General features: G+C 46.9%; 22 protein-coding genes and 3 pseudogenes. 2 read left to right on the top strand and 23 right to left on the bottom strand.

Annotated elements, in window-relative coordinates:
* Nucleotides 1-7 precede the first annotated feature (7 nt).
* The 11 genes and pseudogenes from L1D31_RS01400 to L1D31_RS01450 all read right to left on the bottom strand — a co-directional run bounded on the left by L1D31_RS01400 (nucleotide 8) and on the right by L1D31_RS01450 (nucleotide 6187).
* Nucleotides 8-151: a GpE family phage tail protein gene (locus tag L1D31_RS01400; RefSeq protein WP_345772827.1), complete on the bottom strand. Its 144-nt coding sequence runs from the start codon at nucleotides 149-151 to the stop codon at nucleotides 8-10.
* A complete protein-coding gene (locus L1D31_RS01405; protein ID WP_239835318.1) occupies nucleotides 151-438 on the bottom strand; it encodes a phage tail assembly protein in 288 nt (95 codons plus the stop codon). The genes L1D31_RS01400 and L1D31_RS01405 overlap by 1 nt, the downstream gene beginning before the upstream one ends.
* Entirely contained in the window at nucleotides 422-1102 is a 681-nt protein-coding gene (gene gpM, locus L1D31_RS01410) for a phage terminase small subunit (RefSeq protein WP_239835319.1), read from the bottom strand. Before gpM ends, L1D31_RS01405 begins: the two co-directional genes overlap by 17 nt.
* Nucleotides 1103-1112: 10 nt before the next feature.
* Entirely contained in the window at nucleotides 1113-1478 is a 366-nt protein-coding gene (locus L1D31_RS01415) for a phage tail tube protein (RefSeq protein WP_239835320.1), read from the bottom strand.
* 3 nt (nucleotides 1479-1481) lie between these two features.
* Nucleotides 1482-2605: pseudogene (locus L1D31_RS01420) on the bottom strand (phage tail sheath subtilisin-like domain-containing protein).
* Complete coding sequence (locus tag L1D31_RS01425) at nucleotides 2602-2784, bottom strand: DUF2635 domain-containing protein (RefSeq protein WP_152472119.1); 183 nt, start codon at nucleotides 2782-2784, stop codon at nucleotides 2602-2604. The pseudogene L1D31_RS01420 and the gene L1D31_RS01425 overlap by 4 nt, the downstream one beginning before the upstream one ends.
* Entirely contained in the window at nucleotides 2784-3293 is a 510-nt protein-coding gene (locus L1D31_RS01430; protein WP_239835321.1) for a phage virion morphogenesis protein, read from the bottom strand. Before L1D31_RS01430 ends, L1D31_RS01425 begins: the two co-directional genes overlap by 1 nt.
* Nucleotides 3290-3754, bottom strand: a complete 465-nt coding sequence (locus tag L1D31_RS01435) for a phage tail protein (protein ID WP_043010145.1) — start codon at nucleotides 3752-3754, stop codon at nucleotides 3290-3292. Before L1D31_RS01435 ends, L1D31_RS01430 begins: the two co-directional genes overlap by 4 nt.
* On the bottom strand, nucleotides 3754-4203 hold the full coding sequence (locus tag L1D31_RS01440; protein WP_239836356.1) for a head completion/stabilization protein: 450 nt from the start codon (nucleotides 4201-4203) through the stop codon (nucleotides 3754-3756). Before L1D31_RS01440 ends, L1D31_RS01435 begins: the two co-directional genes overlap by 1 nt.
* 108 nt (nucleotides 4204-4311) lie before the next feature.
* The gene (locus L1D31_RS01445) at nucleotides 4312-5349 is read right to left on the bottom strand and encodes a phage major capsid protein, P2 family (protein ID WP_239835322.1); all 1038 of its coding nucleotides are present in this window, start codon (nucleotides 5347-5349) and stop codon (nucleotides 4312-4314) included.
* Between the two features lie 32 nt (nucleotides 5350-5381).
* Nucleotides 5382-6187: pseudogene (locus tag L1D31_RS01450) on the bottom strand (GPO family capsid scaffolding protein).
* A gap of 134 nt (nucleotides 6188-6321) precedes the next feature.
* Here L1D31_RS01450 and L1D31_RS01455 point away from each other — a divergent pair.
* Nucleotides 6322-8068 (top strand): annotated as a pseudogene (locus L1D31_RS01455) (terminase family protein).
* Nucleotides 8069-8089: 21 nt separating this feature from the next.
* Nucleotides 8090-9052, top strand: a complete 963-nt coding sequence (locus L1D31_RS01460) for a phage portal protein (RefSeq protein ID WP_239835323.1) — start codon at nucleotides 8090-8092, stop codon at nucleotides 9050-9052.
* 7 nt (nucleotides 9053-9059) lie between these two features.
* Here the strand turns inward: L1D31_RS01460 and L1D31_RS01465 are convergent, their stop codons facing one another.
* The 12 genes from L1D31_RS01465 to L1D31_RS01520 form a co-directional block, all read right to left on the bottom strand.
* Entirely contained in the window at nucleotides 9060-9377 is a 318-nt protein-coding gene (locus L1D31_RS01465; protein WP_239835324.1) for a hypothetical protein, read from the bottom strand.
* Nucleotides 9378-9455: 78 nt separating this feature from the next.
* Nucleotides 9456-9980, bottom strand: coding sequence for a hypothetical protein (locus tag L1D31_RS01470; protein WP_239835325.1), 525 nt, complete (start codon nucleotides 9978-9980; stop codon nucleotides 9456-9458).
* 2 nt (nucleotides 9981-9982) lie between these two features.
* Nucleotides 9983-10528 (bottom strand): lysozyme, encoded by a 546-nt coding sequence (locus L1D31_RS01475; protein WP_239835326.1) that lies wholly within the window; start codon nucleotides 10526-10528, stop codon nucleotides 9983-9985.
* The gene (locus L1D31_RS01480; RefSeq protein WP_171349396.1) at nucleotides 10525-10767 is read right to left on the bottom strand and encodes a hypothetical protein; all 243 of its coding nucleotides are present in this window, start codon (nucleotides 10765-10767) and stop codon (nucleotides 10525-10527) included. The genes L1D31_RS01475 and L1D31_RS01480 overlap by 4 nt, the downstream gene beginning before the upstream one ends.
* A 151-nt stretch (nucleotides 10768-10918) precedes the next feature.
* A complete protein-coding gene (locus L1D31_RS01485; protein WP_239835327.1) occupies nucleotides 10919-11473 on the bottom strand; it encodes a hypothetical protein in 555 nt (184 codons plus the stop codon).
* Between the two features lie 9 nt (nucleotides 11474-11482).
* On the bottom strand, nucleotides 11483-12607 hold the full coding sequence (locus L1D31_RS01490; RefSeq protein ID WP_239835328.1) for a hypothetical protein: 1125 nt from the start codon (nucleotides 12605-12607) through the stop codon (nucleotides 11483-11485).
* On the bottom strand, nucleotides 12604-13134 hold the full coding sequence (locus tag L1D31_RS01495) for a hypothetical protein (RefSeq protein WP_239835329.1): 531 nt from the start codon (nucleotides 13132-13134) through the stop codon (nucleotides 12604-12606). The genes L1D31_RS01490 and L1D31_RS01495 overlap by 4 nt, the downstream gene beginning before the upstream one ends.
* Complete coding sequence (locus L1D31_RS01500; protein ID WP_239835330.1) at nucleotides 13116-14159, bottom strand: baseplate J/gp47 family protein; 1044 nt, start codon at nucleotides 14157-14159, stop codon at nucleotides 13116-13118. The genes L1D31_RS01495 and L1D31_RS01500 overlap by 19 nt, the downstream gene beginning before the upstream one ends.
* Nucleotides 14156-14557: a phage GP46 family protein gene (locus L1D31_RS01505; RefSeq protein WP_239835331.1), complete on the bottom strand. Its 402-nt coding sequence runs from the start codon at nucleotides 14555-14557 to the stop codon at nucleotides 14156-14158. The genes L1D31_RS01500 and L1D31_RS01505 overlap by 4 nt, the downstream gene beginning before the upstream one ends.
* Nucleotides 14554-15159, bottom strand: a complete 606-nt coding sequence (locus tag L1D31_RS01510; RefSeq protein ID WP_239835332.1) for a phage baseplate assembly protein — start codon at nucleotides 15157-15159, stop codon at nucleotides 14554-14556. Before L1D31_RS01510 ends, L1D31_RS01505 begins: the two co-directional genes overlap by 4 nt.
* Nucleotides 15152-16090, bottom strand: coding sequence for a phage tail protein (locus L1D31_RS01515; protein ID WP_239835333.1), 939 nt, complete (start codon nucleotides 16088-16090; stop codon nucleotides 15152-15154). The genes L1D31_RS01510 and L1D31_RS01515 overlap by 8 nt, the downstream gene beginning before the upstream one ends.
* The gene (locus L1D31_RS01520) at nucleotides 16087-17277 is read right to left on the bottom strand and encodes a DNA circularization N-terminal domain-containing protein (protein WP_239835334.1); all 1191 of its coding nucleotides are present in this window, start codon (nucleotides 17275-17277) and stop codon (nucleotides 16087-16089) included. Before L1D31_RS01520 ends, L1D31_RS01515 begins: the two co-directional genes overlap by 4 nt.
* Between the last annotated feature and the right edge of the window lie 68 nt (nucleotides 17278-17345).

A 17345-nucleotide genomic window follows, 5' to 3' on the forward strand; every position in this document is an offset into this window, starting at 1 on the left:
AGAGAGCTTATTCGCTCTCTTTCCGTTCGTGTCTTACTCTGGCTTTTTCTCGAAACAGCAACAAGTCTTCGTAGCTAAGCCTATCCAATTCGCTTGGCTGCCAGCTCAGCACTACTGCTATATCTGCGTAGTAGTCTTCAACGTATTCGATTACTGTTTCGTGTTGACGAAAAAAGAGGCGATTTCAGTCAGTACCGGCTCCCAGTTCTCTGGTGCGAAGTTGAGCATGTCTCGCTCGTCAAGACGCGTTATTCGTGGCACCAGAATCTGGCCTGTTTCAAAATCCATCTCACACACTTTGATGAGGTTTAAACCCCGCAGGTTGCCCGAGTGCGGTTTGGTGATTTCAAGTTCTTCAATCATCTCGCCGTCTTTCTCATGCGGTACTGCCAACTTAACCTTTTTCACTTCACTACTGTGTTTAATCGGTGTCGCCATATCCCAGTTCTTCCTTCAGTTCTTTGAGTTTGGTTTTACAACCGCCTTTGTCCGGGTCCAGCTTCATTACCTGTTCATAGAGTTGGCACGCCAGTTCGCGTTCGCCTTCTTCGTAATGCCAGTCACCGACCAAGCGATACATTTTCACTTTCAGTGGTGCATTGGTTGCCAGCTCACCAGATTGCAAATCCTGTACAGCATTGAGCAAGTAACTACGTTCATACTCTTTGTTGGCTTTGTGGGCTTCCAGCGAGTAATTGAATACATAGCCGCAATAGGCAGTCTGGCCGTTCATTTTCCAGTTGTGTGGTGTTTCCAGCCCAGCACCAATGGCATTGCGAAAGTCATCGTGAATGGTTTCCAGCAGTCCCAAATCGACATGCCACATGAAGAACCACCACAACACATCAAGATTGGCGTAATTGCCCTGATGCGTTTCAAGCAGGGTTTCGACGGTAGAGCGGTACTTCTCGATCAAAGACTCTTTGAATGGGTCTTTCTCCTTTGAGCCCACCAAGGTTCGAACGTAAGACAAATCTTGTTTGAGCATCAATTGGATTTCTTCCCAGGGCTTACTCAACGCCGATGGTCGATTCGATTGCTCTACCTGCACGACTTTAGGCTTGTTGGTGATCGCCTGACGCTTCATGAGTATTGAATACATGGCTCGCTCCTTATTGTGGAATTAGCTCGTAGCCATAGAACATGACTTCCAGCTGCCCTTCCTTCACGGCCAACGTGAGCGGGTCACCCACCCACGCATCGGTTAAGGTGTAGGTTTTGCCACTGTTCGTTTCGAGCGTGATGTTTTCATCGACGAATTCTTTGATGGCATCTTCATCGGTATTGCTGGCGTGGGCGATGACACACTTGATGGATGGCGCCTCTTCATAAGACTCGCTGTGGCCAAGCACACCATCGTCACCCATAACCGGTTCACGCTTGAGGTTACCGAAGTTGATTTCCGCGCCTTCTTTGATTGGTAAACGCCCCAATGAACCGGCATTAAGTACAGCGCGGCTAGTAATTGTTGTTCCCATGGTTTACTTCCTGAATTGAATCTTACCTGCAACGATGATCAATCCATTCACGAACTGCGGTGAATCCTGATAGTTGATGCGTTGCTTGTTAGTCTGGTCGAGCTCGACAATCAAAGACTTTTTGTAGCCATCAAAATCTTGCACGATGCCCTGATATTCCAGCTCCCGATACAAAGCGAGCAATTCACTTTTGAACATGCTTGGCGTAACAATGACCTGACCGGGCGCGAACTTGGTACCGTCCTTTGCGACTTTGTGGCGCGCGTATTTGCTCAGGATGCGAGAGCGCTGCTTCTGGCGGAAATACATTGCGGTTGCCGGTGTCATGATGTCGAGGTAACTGTTGTCGGCGATACCTGACGCATTCTCGGTATACGCAGTTACTGGGCGCTCAATCTGCACTTCTTTGCTCGGCGTGACCGTGTAAGTCCCCATTCCTTCATGAAGCAGTAAGTTACGCTCTGCCCAGTCGAATTCCGTTTCCGCCGTTGAGTACACGCCACTCAGTTTGAGGGTTTGCAGTGGTCATTGGCCAATGAAGGGGCAATTTGCCCTGCCCAAGCGGCAACGGCTTCTGCATCCGACAACACCTGATTCGAAGAATCACCCAAGCTATCAATCGACATAAAGCTGATCAGCGGGCAATTGCTTTTCGAACCAAAGGTCACCAGCTCCGAGTGTGTGCCTTTCTTTGGTAGATACGCCAGACCAGGGATTTGATTGAGCGCGTCGTAGCGCTTTTCCAAGAACTCTCCCAAGTCACGAATGGTGGTCTCGTCATTCAATGAACAAATGATATGGTGATACTGCTTATCGCCCAATGCAGCAAGAGCAGACATGGTGTCATTGCTGGCCACACTCACCGCATACACGGGCATGGTTTCATCCTGCTTGCGGAAGAATTTCACCATCTTAACGATATCTGAGCTGCCAAATTGCTCAGCAGCTTTTACATCATCCATGCAAAGCTTTACTGTGTTCGCCCCTACCGCGGCACCATCGACGGCATTGCCGATCACTAGGCAAAGTTGCTGGTCTTCAGCACTGTTAGCCAGGCTGTTATCAATCTCGACATACATGCCTGGGACACGAGCATTGCTCGGCACTTCTGAGAAGCTGATACTCATTCTTCAGTCTCCTGTTTTTGTTGTTTCGCCTTAACCTCAACAACGGATTTATCTTTGATTCGGCGTAGCCAGTAGGTATTGCGCGGTTTCACTTCTCCCGCAGCTTTCAGCGGTTGTCTGGTTTCAGGGTCTCGAACCAGTAAGCCTTTGCTGCTCGGCTTAACCTTAAATGTTCGCATTACGTTGCATCCTCTAGTGCAAAGTGTTCTGCAGCCATCGCCAACAACTCTTTTTCGAGCTGTGGCGTCCAGCCGATAAATGTACGTTTGGGCATGTGATAACTTCGTTTAGTGAGTATCCCGCCCTGCCACTGCCCCACCTTGGAATCGAAGAAGCCGTTTACCCTTGTGATGAAAGAGAGCTGAGCACCTTCATTGTGCTCACGCCCAATGACACCCGCAGTGCCCTTTAGACCAACCTCAAATCCTTTGTCACTCGCTCGTGTTCGTAATACCTGAGCAAAACCCAGCAGCATGTCTTTGTTGTTGGCTCCATCATCAAGCGGAATCTTTGGCCTTCGGCTTTGATATGGGTTGTTGTTAATGTCTCGCTGCGCTCTGACTTGCTGCCTGAAAAACTGCCGAGCTCGGTTTGCCATTCGGCGGTTTAAGTCATGCTTTTCAGAAGCTTTTATGACCAACATATCTACTAGTTGAGTTAGCTGATCTGGGCTTTCTAGGGTCTTCATGGTAAGTCCTTGGTATGACCAACGAAGTAAACCAGCTCATTCAGTTCATCCGCCTGCACAGCCGCCTCAAATTCGCTGATACACTCATATAGGGTCCCTTGCTGCTTCCAGTTGCCTTGCTCACTTTCTGCCAGTGAGTAGCTTTCTCTGAGGTCGATTTTTATCTTGATGTCACATTTGCCATCATCAAGCACCTGAGTCGCAAACGTCGGTGCTGGTAAGCCTTTCTCTGTTCGTTCCGGATCATGATTGTTCAGCCAGTTCACCAAATGCATGAAGAGAATGTGCGGCTTTACTCTCGCGTTCTGGACAAAAACAATAGCGGTGTATTCCAATTCATAGCCGTCGACTAGAGGTCCTTGACCACAAAACAGAGCGCCATCTTCTACCCAGATATCTAAGCTCTTCGAATCAGTGATGTGGCTTTTAAACAGCTCAGTCAGGCTTTGTAGCGCTTGCATTACACCACCTCAAAACAGTAGGTTTCGTGACCGTTAATGAGCAGGTCAATAGACTGGCGATGTTGGACTTCGCAATGCTGCTTTTTGTCTGTTAACGCTTCATGTCGCTGCGCCGCTTCCGCTGTGGCATCCCCACTTAACTGAATACCGATCAGCTCACTGGCGGTTAAAGCAAACACCGCTTGCTTGTAGAGCGTTACGCCTGCTTCTTCATCTTCAAACTTATCCTTAGAAAGTGCGTTTAGGTCCTCGTAAGGCGCTATGACGCACTCCAACTCTTTGTGTACTTTGATACGTGACACGCTCACTTGATGCAGAATGCCTGCCTCTGTTTCATTGCTCATGAAATGAAACAGAGACTGAAACTCTGCTAGCTTCAACACCGGATACTTTGCCGTGGCAGGTAGCTCTGAGTCGTAGGTTTCGCTTTTATCACCGACAAATTCCATCATGGTTCCTCGTGAGAAATGCGGGCAGACAAACACTGAACTCTGCTTCTGCCAAGGCTTCACAGATTGAGTGTTAGAGCCCGCATTGAGGGGGTGGTCGTTTAAGGGCTATACCCAGTTTTCGCCAATCTTCAGTTTGACGTTCTTGAATTCCATCGCGGCTGCTTTGCCGATTTCTTCAATGACGTAAGCCATGTTCATCGACTCGAAGTTCTCGATCTGATCTTTCTCGTCGTTCTTCTTACCCATCGAGCGACGAATTGAGCCTTCCTGAATGTAGATAGACAGGTTGTCGTAGCTGGTCACCATAATGCCGGTTGACGGGAAACCCGGAACCTTCACTGCAGGCAGACCACCGTAGGTTCCAATGACCTGTACTTCCTGAATCTTGCTCTTCTCGCTTGGTGTATTGCCATGCGCTTCGTAGAACTTCGCTTTGTCGTAAGCCAGCAAGTCAGAGCCGATAATCGCGATCAGGTTTGAGTCGTTTTCGCAGGCATCATGAAGCAGGTTCTTGGTGTTGAGCACCGCTAAATCGAGATTAATGAAGTCACCACCTTCACCGATTCGGATCTCACCGGAATTCGGCACAATTTCGGTGATGTAGCGCTCGGCGTTGTGGTCACGCATCGCCTGAAACCAACCTTTGTTGACGTCTTCACCGTTTGGGTTCGAGCTCGCGTTTGTGTTCTTCTCTACACGTTCACCGTACCAACCGATGGTGATTTTGTTAGCGTCAATCTGCTCACGCGTATGAGCTGAGATGATTGAGTTGAAGCGCTTGTCGTGCGCCCAGGCATCAAGTTTGTCGTAGCGAATAGCGGTATCGAAGTTAGTCTGCTCACACATGTATGGCATCGCGCCCATACCTGAGTAGTCTTTCGGTACACGGCGATCTTCACCTGAAGTATCGGTCCGACTAGCAATCATGCCCGTTACACCCAGACCAATGGACTCGCCTTTCTGGTTCTTCACCGGAATGATGTTGATCTTCTTCAGGAACCAGTTGCTCTCTCGCATCTGACCAATGATTTTCTGCGTGCCGTTCGGCGTGACGTTAAACTTCTGGGTCGCGTCATCCACTTCATTTTGCTCAGCGACTTTCTTCACGTAAGCATTGAGCTTGATTTGCGTTTGTTTCTGCATAGTTTTACCTGTTTCTCTTCGTCAGACTGGCGTTATAAGTACTGCTCTTCTTCGCTGTCCTGACCTGCTAGCTTGCGCGGTGTTTCGTCAGTGATTTGGCTAAGCGTTGTCGTCATCTCCGACACAACTGCTCCACCTGACCTTTGAGTTCATCGAGCTGATTGCTTTCAGGCTCCTCTTGATAAACCTCTGGCTTTTTCTGTGCGGAAAGGCTTTCGACCAACAGGCCTAAGTTGGTACTGAGTACCTTGTTCTGCTCGATGCTTTGTTTGAGCAGCTCTTCAGTTTCTTTACTCATTTCGCTTTCTTCCTCTTGTTGCGAGAACTGCTCAGGAGACTTTTCACCGCTGAGCCAGCTTTTGAATTTCTGGAATAAGGAGGCATCACTTTCTGGTTCTTCTTGCGAAAGCGCTTGGGGTTCGATCGTAAACTTTGAAAGTACGTGAACCTTGCCATCGTCCTTGCTAGAGAGGTGGATTTGAGTTGTACCCAGTGATGCTGGTTTGTCGGTCAGAGCCAGTCCGGTTAAATAGGCTTTCTCAGTGTTAGAAAACTTCTCAATGAACTCACAGGATGTATGGAGTAACTGGCCTTGTTCCGTCATGCGTAGCAAATGGGAGTTAGGTTTAATAACCGCAAACAACTTGTCTTCACGCTTCTCTACCGACAACACCGAACCAAATTTGTAGCTCCAGTCATAGTGCTCTTCATTAATGCGTGCGGTGTACACCTCTGGGTTATAGGTCTCTGCGATTTCATCAATGATTTTCTGTTCAATAACGCGACCATCAACGGTTGTCCCTGCCTGCAAAATACAAATCGGCTCTGACTGAAACATGTCTAAACTCTCCTGAATTCGATGATTTCAATCTAACGAAAGCCTTCCTCTTTTTGTATTCATCCTGATTCTAGATACCCGATATAGAACTCTCGCAAGCTGAGTAATGGCGGACTCTGTAGCACTATGCTGGCATGGAGACGAATGCAGTAACCAATCTGAACCAGCCGCTATACACGCCAGCGCAAACTCAAGCGTTTGGTTTGTTCTTACGCCAGCAAAAGCCGGCTGAAATCGCGGATAAAATCGGTGTTGCCACCCGAACGGTTCAGCAATGGATATCAAAATTTGGCTGGAAGGAAATGCGGGATGATTTGCCCGTAGAGCTCATGCTGCGTCAGAGGATCACGTATCTGATGTGGGTTGACCAAAAGCTTGAGTGTCAGGAGCGCGAGCTGAAGATGCTACTCGACCAGCACTACAAACGTGTTGAAGCGGAGAATAAGCGAAGCAGACCAGGCACAAAAGCCCTAGAGGTCGCAAACCTAACAAAGTTAAGAATGACGTTTCACAGATCACCAAAGAGATGCTTGATGAATACCGCGAGAGTACTTTCTTTGAGTACCAAAAGAGATACACGCTCACAAGCTTGATGATGACATCAACGAAACACGTTTCTATCTGAAGTCGCGCCAGATTGGTCTCACCTTCTATTTTGCTTATGAAGCTTTCGAAGACGCTGTACTTAATGGTGATAACTAGGTCTTTATCTCTGCATCGAAAAAGCAGGCGTACATCTTTAAAAACTACATCCGTAAGTTTGCTTTGGAGATTGGTGAAGTCGACCTAAAAGGCAAAGATGATATTGAACTAAGTAATGGCGCCAAGCTGGGCTTTATGTCGACCAACGTTTCAACCTCTCAAGGTTTCAACGGCCACATGTATTGGGATGAAGTGTTTTGGATACCCCGCTTCGCTGAGCTGGATGACTACGCAGGCGGCATGTCGATACAAGCGAAGTTCCGTACTACTTACATTTCGACACCTTCCACGATGGCTCATGAAGCTTATCCGAAATGGGAAGGTAAGAAAGAGCACAGCATTGATATCAGCCACACCGCGCTGAAAGATGGGGCGCTAGGTCCTGATTTTATCTTCAGGCAGATGATCACCGTTGATGATGCGATGAAGAAAGGCGCGACCTTCTTCAACATGGAGAAGCTAAAGCGTAAATATCCGGTTAAGGAAATCTTCGACAACCTACTGCGATGCAAATTCTTGGATGACAGTGCTTCGTTCTTTTCACTAAAAGCTCTTCTCGTCTGCAAAGCGGATTCCTCTCTATGGAAGGAAGTTGACCACAACAAGCCACGCCCCGTCGGTGACGCGGAAGTGTTAGTCGGCTATGACCCAAGAGGTGGTGGTCAAGGAGAAGGCTCAGATGATGCAGGTTTAGTGGTTTCACTTAAGCCAAAAATGAAGGGCGGCGTTTTCCGCTTCATCGAGCGCTTAAGACTCAAAGGTTCAAGCTATGATCAGCAAGCTGAAGCCATTCGCGGGATCACCGAAAAATACAATGTAGTGCACCTCGCCATCGATACCAGCGGTGTAGGTTCTGCCGTGGCTGAGTTGGTTAGAAAGTTCTATCCGTCTTTGCTCGAACTGAACTACTCACCAGAGGTAAAGCGGATGATGGCCTACAAAGCGCGAGAGATTATCGGCAATGGTCGACTGCAGTTTGACGCCGAATGGGATGACCTGGTGCATTCTTTCCTGATGATTCGCCAGCAGACCACCAATATCAGTAACCAGGTTACGTTTGTCTCTAACCGCAGCAAGATAGGGTCGCATGCTGACCTTGCCTGGGCTTCAATGCACGTGATGTGCTGGGAGCCAATTGATATTAACAATGACGACGATACCACCGTTGAAATTTTCTAAGCCAAAGAGTGGAGAAACGAAGTGATTGAGATTGAATTTTCTAACCCTGTTAGCGTGATGAACAGCGACATCCTAAGTTACCTTGAAACAGCTTTGGTTGATGGGTTATATGAGCCACCTATTCCATTCGATACCTTAGCCAAAGCGCTGCGCGTTAACCCGATGCACTCGAGCGCGATAGAATTTAAACGTAACACCCTCGCCTATGCTGTGAACGTTTCGCCAATATTATCCCGTCGTGACCTTAAGCGGTTTATCCAAGACTATCTCACCTTTGGCAACGGCTATTTCCAAATTGTTCGCTCACACGCAGGCAAAGGTCCTATCGTTCAGGTTAAACACATTCCCGCTTTGTATATGCGTCGCCGCGAGGACTTGGGTTATACCTACAAGCCGAAAACTTACGAGGATGATGGCAGAGTTGATTTTAAGGAATGGCAGATCTTTCATCTCTCTGAATACGACGTTGCTCAAGAGATCTACGGGTTACCCGGTCACGTAAGTGGGCTCACCTCCATCTGGCTTAATGATGATGCCACCTTGTTCCGCCGTCAGTATTACCGCAACGGCCAACACGCGGGTTACCTGCTTTATATGAATGAACCTAGCATGACAAAAAAGCAGGAAGACGAAATTAAAACCAAGCTACAGGCAAAAGAAGGCATGGCGTTTAAGAATATGTTTGTGAATGCACGAGGCAAAGACACTAAGGCACCAGAACTTAAGCCCATTGGCCAAGTGGAAGCAAAGGATTCGTTTAAGGAAGTGAAGAACCAAACTATGAATGATGTGCTGGCTCTTCACCGCGTCCCCATCGAGTTGATGAGCGTTCGCCGCGAGAGTATTACGTCACTCGATCTGAGTAAGGTGGATTGGCTGTTTCATAAGAATGAGTTACTGCCGATGATTGATGCACTACAGGAGTTGAATGAGTTTGTGGGGCAAAAGGTTATTACCCCGAGTGAATATAAGCAACTTAACTAAGCTTAGGTTAGCTTTTTTCGTTGTTAGTAATCTTTTTTTTGTAATAGCCAAGATCGAACATGCAGCTTGAAACCTCGATTTTTACCTTAGCATACCTTTTCAAGTCTTCATTCATGTCTTCTAGGGTGTATTTAAAAGAACTTACTACTTCTGACAAACGATCATGGTAGTCACATTTATCTTTCGCGGCTTTCAATTCTTCAGGCGTTGCCACGGTTTCGTCCGTTTGTTTTACCCACACTCTCTCTACTGTAGGTGAAGGTTGATATTTTGATGCACAGCCAGAAAGTAACACTAGCCCCATTATTGATATGATTTTTTTCATTTTCACAAAAGCGTTTAAAAAAAGGAGATTGATTGTATTGATAATTCAGATAATTTCAATGTTAATATTTTTAATTCGTTATGTCTTCTCGGCTTGTTGCATATTGGCTTTTATCCATTTTTGTAGCGATAGCAGTTGTTGTGCGTTTTCAGCACAGGTTTGCAGGTTCGCTACATCTTCCGCTAGGATTTCGGCGTCTCGCTCGTAACTTGTAACGGTTTTGGCGGTACCATCAGCGACGGTGGAGGGTTGCTGAATACCGATTGCTCGATTATGCGCTCGCACTGAGTCGGCGCGGATGTGCATCCAGTCAGGATCATTAACAACGCACTGCTTATTACTGTTCTTTTGAGCATACTTGATCACCTTTTTTTCTATCTCTCTAAACTCAATTCGAATATCAGGCTTTTGGTTAGCCAGTTTTACGGCTAATTGAAAAGCCTCGTCTTGTTTCTGTTCTACGTTATCCCACAGGGCGTTTTGTGCTTTTAGGGCCTTAGCTTCTGTAGTCGTTACGCCGTAGTCGTAGGAAAGGTAAGCAACACCACCAAGAACAACAGAAAAGGTAACAGCTTTAAACAGGGTTAGATACTTACTTAACATGGTCACTCTCCTTGCCAACCGTTTAGACACACGTCTTGCTCTTTACTTCGGCGCTTAGGAATACCGGCACAGTTGCTTTTTTCTAGTCGGCAATCTTTATCATTTACAAACACCCATCGCGGATACTCATTACAAGCACCAGTACGATCACCTCGGTTGAATTTTTTCAGCAATGTAGAGCGAGCGAAGTTACCTGCACCAAGGTTATAAACAAAGCTCACCATCATGTCGTACTCGCCTTGGTTTGGTGTTTGGGTGATACGCTTGTTAACTACACTTTCAGCGGCAGATACGCTTTCAACAAAGCTTTCAGCGGCTTGCTTTTCGGTAATATGTGTATCCTTGGTCACGCCTTTGGTATAACCTAAGCCGACAGTCCAAACGTTCGCACTGCATTGGTAGGACTTAAGGCGGCAACCTTCCTCGTTAGCGATATGGCGTAAACCGTTTTCACTGACGCTTAGCTCTGAGTCGATAGTAAAGACAATGGCAAGAACTGAAGTGACAGAGCATACCACCGCTTGTATTGCTTTGGTTTTTAAGCTCATATTGCTCCGTCCTCTTGAGAGTTCAGTTTGTCTAGCTTGGCTTGGTTGAGTTTGGTGGCAACGGCATAGTGGCGAATAGCCATAACACCTGAAACGATGCCCACAGAAATAGCGATAAGCTGAGCAATATCGTTCACGCCAAAGCTGATTAGGGTTGCACTAACAGACGTTAGAGTTTTCTTTAGCCCGGTAATGTCTAGCAAAGAAACAACTAACGCTTTTACCTCTGTTTGATTCATTTATTTTTCTCTCGTAACTAGTGATTAGCGCCCCACAAAACCAGTGTATCGAGCTGAGGTTTAAAGGGTACTTATGGCATTTCTAGTGCACAGATATAGAAGTTTGGGAAGGTAGAAAGAACAAACCCAGCGGCTAGGCTGGGTTTGGTGATTAGTTGGTTGGCGCGTCTGGGTATGGGTTCTCTGCTTTGATTTTGGCCTCTAGCTCGTTGATACGATCAGAGAGTGTTTGCACCGCATCGGTTTTACCTTGCCGCTGTTTACGGGCAAGCTCACTTTCCAGTGGGTCGGTGAGTTGGGTATAAAGCGCTGAGCGAGTGGCATCCACTTGCGCATAATCGTGAATGTATTTATTGCTTAGGTTGGTTAGCCATACACCTTCAATACGCTCATCAAATTCAGTTAGCGGTTTGTCCGGTGTGAAGCCTTCTTTGATTGGACCTAATTCAGATACTACCTCTGACTTGGTGCATTCTGACTCATTGTAAGTCAATACACCTCGATGATCTTCGATGTATTCCGAGTCAATCGCCTTACCTGACTTATCAACAACTGCTACTACAGCAAAACCTTGCTTCGGCGGCAATGGCTCAGATTCAAGCGCATCTCTTGGAATATGGTACATACCGCCACGATATTCAGCTTTAACTGGTGCGAACACTTCTTTAGTTTGCTTATCAATTGGATAGTAAACTTTCTCTTTCATACTCACACCTTAAATCGCAATTGCCATAGGACGAGCCACATTGGGCGGGCGAGTGTAATCCCCTGCTCGGACAATTTTTGATGCATCAAAATGAATCTCATCTGGGTAATGGTTGTTACCCAGTGCAGTCACTCCCCCTGCATATTTAGAACTCGCTTTTGGAGCGTAGAAAGCCCCCGTTGGGCCATCACTTTCTGTTCTGGATAAACCACTTGTAAAATTCAGAACTCGACCATAAATGTTTTGAATTTGGTCATCCTGATGGGAGTTAATATTACGAAGATTATCAACTCCTCTTCCTTGGTCTAATACTCGTAAGAACTCGGCACGAATTTCACCAGTATTGATGGTATTACCACTGACTAAATGCGGATAACGACGAGCTAAACGCCAATAAACGGCAATAGGTAAATCCACATTAATTTCCATCACCGCCCATTCTGGCGCTGAGGTATCCAGCCAATAAAAGGGCATACCGACCTGATCGCCAGTGTACTGCACCCAATAGAAAGGTTTAGTGTTATCTGACCAACCCACATGACGGTTAGCTTCTATCAATGGTGATTTTCCAGCAATTGATTCAACATTTGAGTACCACTGCCAATATGTTAGTTCTCCCGTTGCTTGGTCTTTGGTGTAGCAAACCTCACCAACCGAATAGTTACGCTGCGGATCATAGGGAAGAAACTGAGCTATATCTTTGAGTGTGTATTTGGTGAGATGCAGGTCGACTAACTCCGTCTCTGTCACAAACTCACTCTGTTTAAAGATGACTTCTCCAGCTTCACCCGAAATCGCCGCTTTGAGTGTCACCATTCCGCCAATGCCTTTCTGCAGCGCGACTTTCGGTGTAGAACACTCGATCACGGATTGATTGCTACTATCAAGCACATGGATTTGATGTAGGTACTCATCAAAGTGCTGTTCAATGGGTAGATTCAAGATAAAGGTTAAAACGCCATTGTCATCGTAGTAACTGGTTTCAATGGTATTTTCATAAAATGAATACAGTGATTCACTTGGTGCGTCATGGGTTAACGCGCCAATGAGCCGATACTTGGTTACAGTATTTTTCAGCTCACTGTTTAAAATATCTATCCCATGCTGAGTCGGAATAGCTTGCAGTGTGCTCATTCGGTGTCTCCTATTTCAAGTTGCCAAGTAATGGCAGTTCGGCACAAGATTTGAGCTTCAGCGTCTATTTCTAACCGTGAGCTCAACTCTGGCTTTATCGTTAAGGCGATTGCCTGTTCAAATTGGGTTTCGGCTTCCAATGGGTAAATCCAATAAAACTCGGTATGAGGCAATCGAACGTTTTCAAATGCGTTAATGGCTGTGCCATTGTCATAATTGAAGAGGTCAATCAATATTAGATTGGGCCTTTTCACATCGTCATACACCAAGCCGTTTGAGCCCATTGTTCCAAGCAGGCTTTGATAATCGCGAATCTTCCAACCAAACCCTTGCTCTTCAAACTCTGTTAAAAGCGATAATTCAATATCGTCATGGGTTTTCTTGAAGTCTTTCGCTATACCGTTAATGGCATTGGTCAGCTCTGCGTTCTCGGTGTCTTGCCAGTATTCGCCTTGAGGCAGTAACCCACGGTAAGCGTCAGAAAAATCCCCTTCGCTGTATTCAATGATTAAGTCGGAGGTGTCCATGTGACGTCTCCTAATACATGAATCTGGTTATTGTCGATAGCCACTTCCCCTACAGGCGATCTGACGATGAAGTTATTGGTCACGGTTGAAATAACCAACACAATTTCTGTGTTGGTGATGGATTCAGGTTTTTTAGTTTCTGGATCTATCTTGCCCATTTTCCCTTTGACAAAGTTTTCAAGGGCCATGACGACATCATCACGAATCGCTTGGTCTTCAATGCCTTGGATCTCTATAGCGAGTGGGGCTTTTTCTGGGAGATGAGCAAACGGATGGCAACCCGCGAGGCGGTTAGCTTCAAAGGTCTCTTGAACAAGATTGACCACTTCACCGCTTAGTGTTGGGTCGCTCTCTCGTGCGCCAATGTAGACCTCGACCATGCCGCGCTCTGGTGTGTTATCGAGTGCCCAAGCAAAATCAACATCAGAGTGAGCCGACACTGCCCACACTTCGTAATCTTCTGACTTGCCGATCAGCTCGTTCTTCTCGAATGCCACGATTACTCGCGCTCGCCAGTGCTCTAACTCTTCGATATCGGCACCACCTTCAATACCAAGCGATAGGATATTATTAGGATCGATACCGCTTAGCCCTTCGGTTAGGGTGAGTTTAGCGCCGTTTGGTAAATTGCTTGCTGTCCCTGATTCCAGTGCAATGACGTCTACAGGCACATTGCTGTACTGCTCCTTAGTGGTTTCATACTCTTTATCACCGTAGATTAGGCGAGTGCCTTTGGCGATCACCACGGTTCCACCTAGCTCAGTAAACTGCACTGAACCTTTTGCAAAAGTAGGCAGTAGGCGTGGTGTATTGTGGCGATTGGCATGCAGGTATAGCCATGCTTCAGAGCAGGTTTCAGGGTGCAGTTGTCTGAAAAGTAAATCTTGATAGCCATATTGCCCATAACTGACGCCAGCAATGGCAGAAGCTATCGCTTTGGTGGCTGGATTACTTTGCCCTGTGGCTGCCGTCAGGTTAGCTTCAGCACGAGCGATTAAGCTCTCAAGGCTCACTTGTGTACTCATTTATCTACCTTCGATAGTGGAACATCAAATGTTGAGCCGTCCGTCAGGGTTATCATGACATTACGGCCCATTTGGTTTGGCTTCTCTCTCCAAACAGTGACTTCAATGGTTTTGGCGTGACCTTGTTGAATTAACCAGGCTAGAGCTTCTTCATAAAAACGTTTAGCAAGCCTTAAGGTTTCGTCAGTCAATTTGGCTCGTTTGAGAGTCCAATCACGAGAGCCAACAATCTCTATCAGTTGATTGCTCCAAGTGCCGCCGCGCTCATTGTTGTCCATTCGTGCGCGATCATTCTTGGTTGACTCGGCGTAGTTGTAGACGCTTTGCAGCACCGCATGAGTCATGCCCTCTTTGGAGTCCACCGACTCGGTAAGCGCGTGCAATTTAAAGTGGCTCATGCTTTGTTAGGCTCCCGTGTCGTTTTGATTGCGCTGTCGTCTTCATAGTCGTGGTCGTGCGTCTCGACTTTAACGCCGCCGAACGTACCAGACTGACCACCGACAGAACCTGCAACTTCTGCATTCTTCGCCACACTCAGATTGCCGCCTATCTCTACATCCTTAGAAAACGTGGTTTTGTCAGCAATAACGTTGACCTGTGGCGCCTTAATAGAGACTTCATTCGCAGCTACGACATCGACCTTACCTTTGGTGGCGTAGACCTTAATACCTTTCTCGGTTTGATGGATTAAATTTCCCTTGTCATCGAGCATGGCGACCTCTCCGGGCTTTAAGTCGATTTGGTAGCGCTCATCTTCAACATTGACAGTAATACCACGGGCGGTCACACCGCCGATAAACAGGTTGTAAGCCTTGGCATCTGGTAGTGGTCGGCTCATAAAGCCGTAGTTGTGGACGCGCTTAATTCGGTCATTGGTGCGGCCTGTTGCCGTTCTGATTTGCAACATGCCTGTAGTGGCGCCTGTCACCGTACCTGTTCCGATCACGTTCTTGATGCGAGCCATTAATCGCTGTTGTTGCTGGCGCTGAGCACTAGACATGGCTTTGCTCCTTAAACGGTCTGACCAACTCAACGGACGTGCTCGCGGCGTTTTCGGACACCGATAGGCCAAGAGACTTAATCACCAACATTTCACTGAAACTCTGCTCTTTGTCGATCACTCGAATCACTCGGTTTAATCCATCAATCGCAAGCTGAGGAAAGATATCGGCGACTGACGTTGAAGCGGTCAGGCTTTCCGCTATGGCTAAGTTACGTTCATATTTTGCACGAGATAAACACGCCGCACTGCTTTGCAGTTGGTCACAAGTAATCACCATAGTGCGCGAGCTATCAATGCTTGGGTTAGTGACTTGAGCGCTGGCATCATCCCACTGGCCCTGCACATCAATGGTATGAAACTGCGTATTGAAGGCGCGTTTTATCTTTAAGCTGTCTATGTTGTTGCTTGTTTCAAGGCCAACATTGTTAATCGTTGCATGCGCCGTGTTCTCTATAGTCAGCACACCATTTCGCTCAATGAGCATGTAACCTTGTTCACGGATTAGCTGAGCAACATTTTCAACCGGAGACTCAGCATTAATCTGGAACTCTTCAATCTTCGGCATGCCTTTAACTAGGCTCTTTACCCCTAGACCAAATGGCTTTGCCAGTTTTCTAAGCAGCTCTTCAACATTGAGGTTGTAAAGCGCATCCATAGTGATGCGCGAATCAATCATGTTGGCACTCTTGGAACGTCCGACTATTGGCATAGTTAAAGCGCTTGCGCCTGTCTCGTTTTCTGCCTCATCTATCTGACCGATTAAGATGGATTGGTCATTGAGAAAGAACTCTACCGACAACGGGCGATCAATGTTTATGGGTTCAATCGAGCAGTTGAATGTGTGGGCCAATTGCTCTGTTGAGTAGTTCAAATTGGCTTGGTAGAAGGTATGCTGCTTTCCGTCAATGTACATCGTGAGTTGATTCATCGTGCATCCCTTACCGCGATATCACCACGGATAAATAAAGGGTGCTGAAGTGCATTCATTTTGGTAATGACGTTCTCATTGGTGTACTCGTCATGGGCTATGGTTAGCGCTGACTTAAAGCGAGGTGAATGCACTGTTCTGTGTGCTTTGGTTCCCTCTGCAACTTTGTCGTTCTGAGCCTGCACATTGCTTTTTAGTGATGTGAGTGCGTCATAGATCTCTATGCTTTCTTGCGTAGAAACTTGAGTGGTTTCCTTGATGCGGTCATCAACGCTGACAATTAGAGTTGAGAGATCACTTTGAATAATCTCTGGTTGCTTTTGGGCTAGGGTGATCTCAAAGCTGTCATTGGCTTCTAGGTCAGTCACGTCTTTACTCATCTTCACCGCGCCCGTCACCATCTGTACGTTGTGGTGGTTGGCTGGGCTATCGGTTTTTACTTCGCCAAGCATCAAAGCTTGAGCACTGCGTGAGTTATCGACGGCTTCACTCTCAGAAGCTGGCTCTGATTGAACGCCTTCAGACACCGTATCGACCGCGCTAGAAAACAGATCAGCGAACTCGGCAGGGTTTGTGCTCAAGCTGCTCACGGCTGAGAAGGCTTCATTTATTGCTAGGTTAATATCTTGCAGCGAATCATCGGCTAGGTTCAGGCGGTTAGTAATATCAACCAACACATTGAGCGCACTGGTTGCGTTGTTTTGTACTTCGTTGATTTGAGAAACATCCAGCCCTTTCACTTCTTCAACAAATGACTTCTTAGACAGGCTTTCTACTATGTCAGCTTGTGCCTTGGTGCGTACTGTTGTCGGTGCAGTGATGGAAGGCGAAGTACCGGCACGGACAAACTTCAGGCTCTGCGTCACTAGACCTTTCTTGGTGTTAATAATGAGGGAGTGTTCCTCGAACACTAGCACCAACTCACCTAACCAGGGATGCTCGAGTTCTCCTTTTGGTTGCTGCTCCAGACTCTCAATAAATGCATTCGCATCAGCAAGTGAGCTCGCCCCCACGAACACAACTTCGAAGGTGAAGGCTCGGGCTTTCGTGCCCATGACTTTTATGTGTGGTAAGTCAGCATATGGGATTTCACTCACTTGCAGACGCTTACCACCATCAAAGGAGGTAGACAGGATATTGAGCTTCAGCCCATTCCATCTAGCGTGCTCGTGTTGTCGTTCCCACATCAATAGCCTACCAATCGAAGAAGAGGTTTGGAGTTTAAAGAGCAGAGATTATTTAGGTGGTGAATGTA

The organism is Vibrio sp. Isolate23, assembly GCF_022398095.1.
Lineage (GTDB): Bacteria > Pseudomonadota > Gammaproteobacteria > Enterobacterales > Vibrionaceae > Vibrio > Vibrio coralliilyticus_A.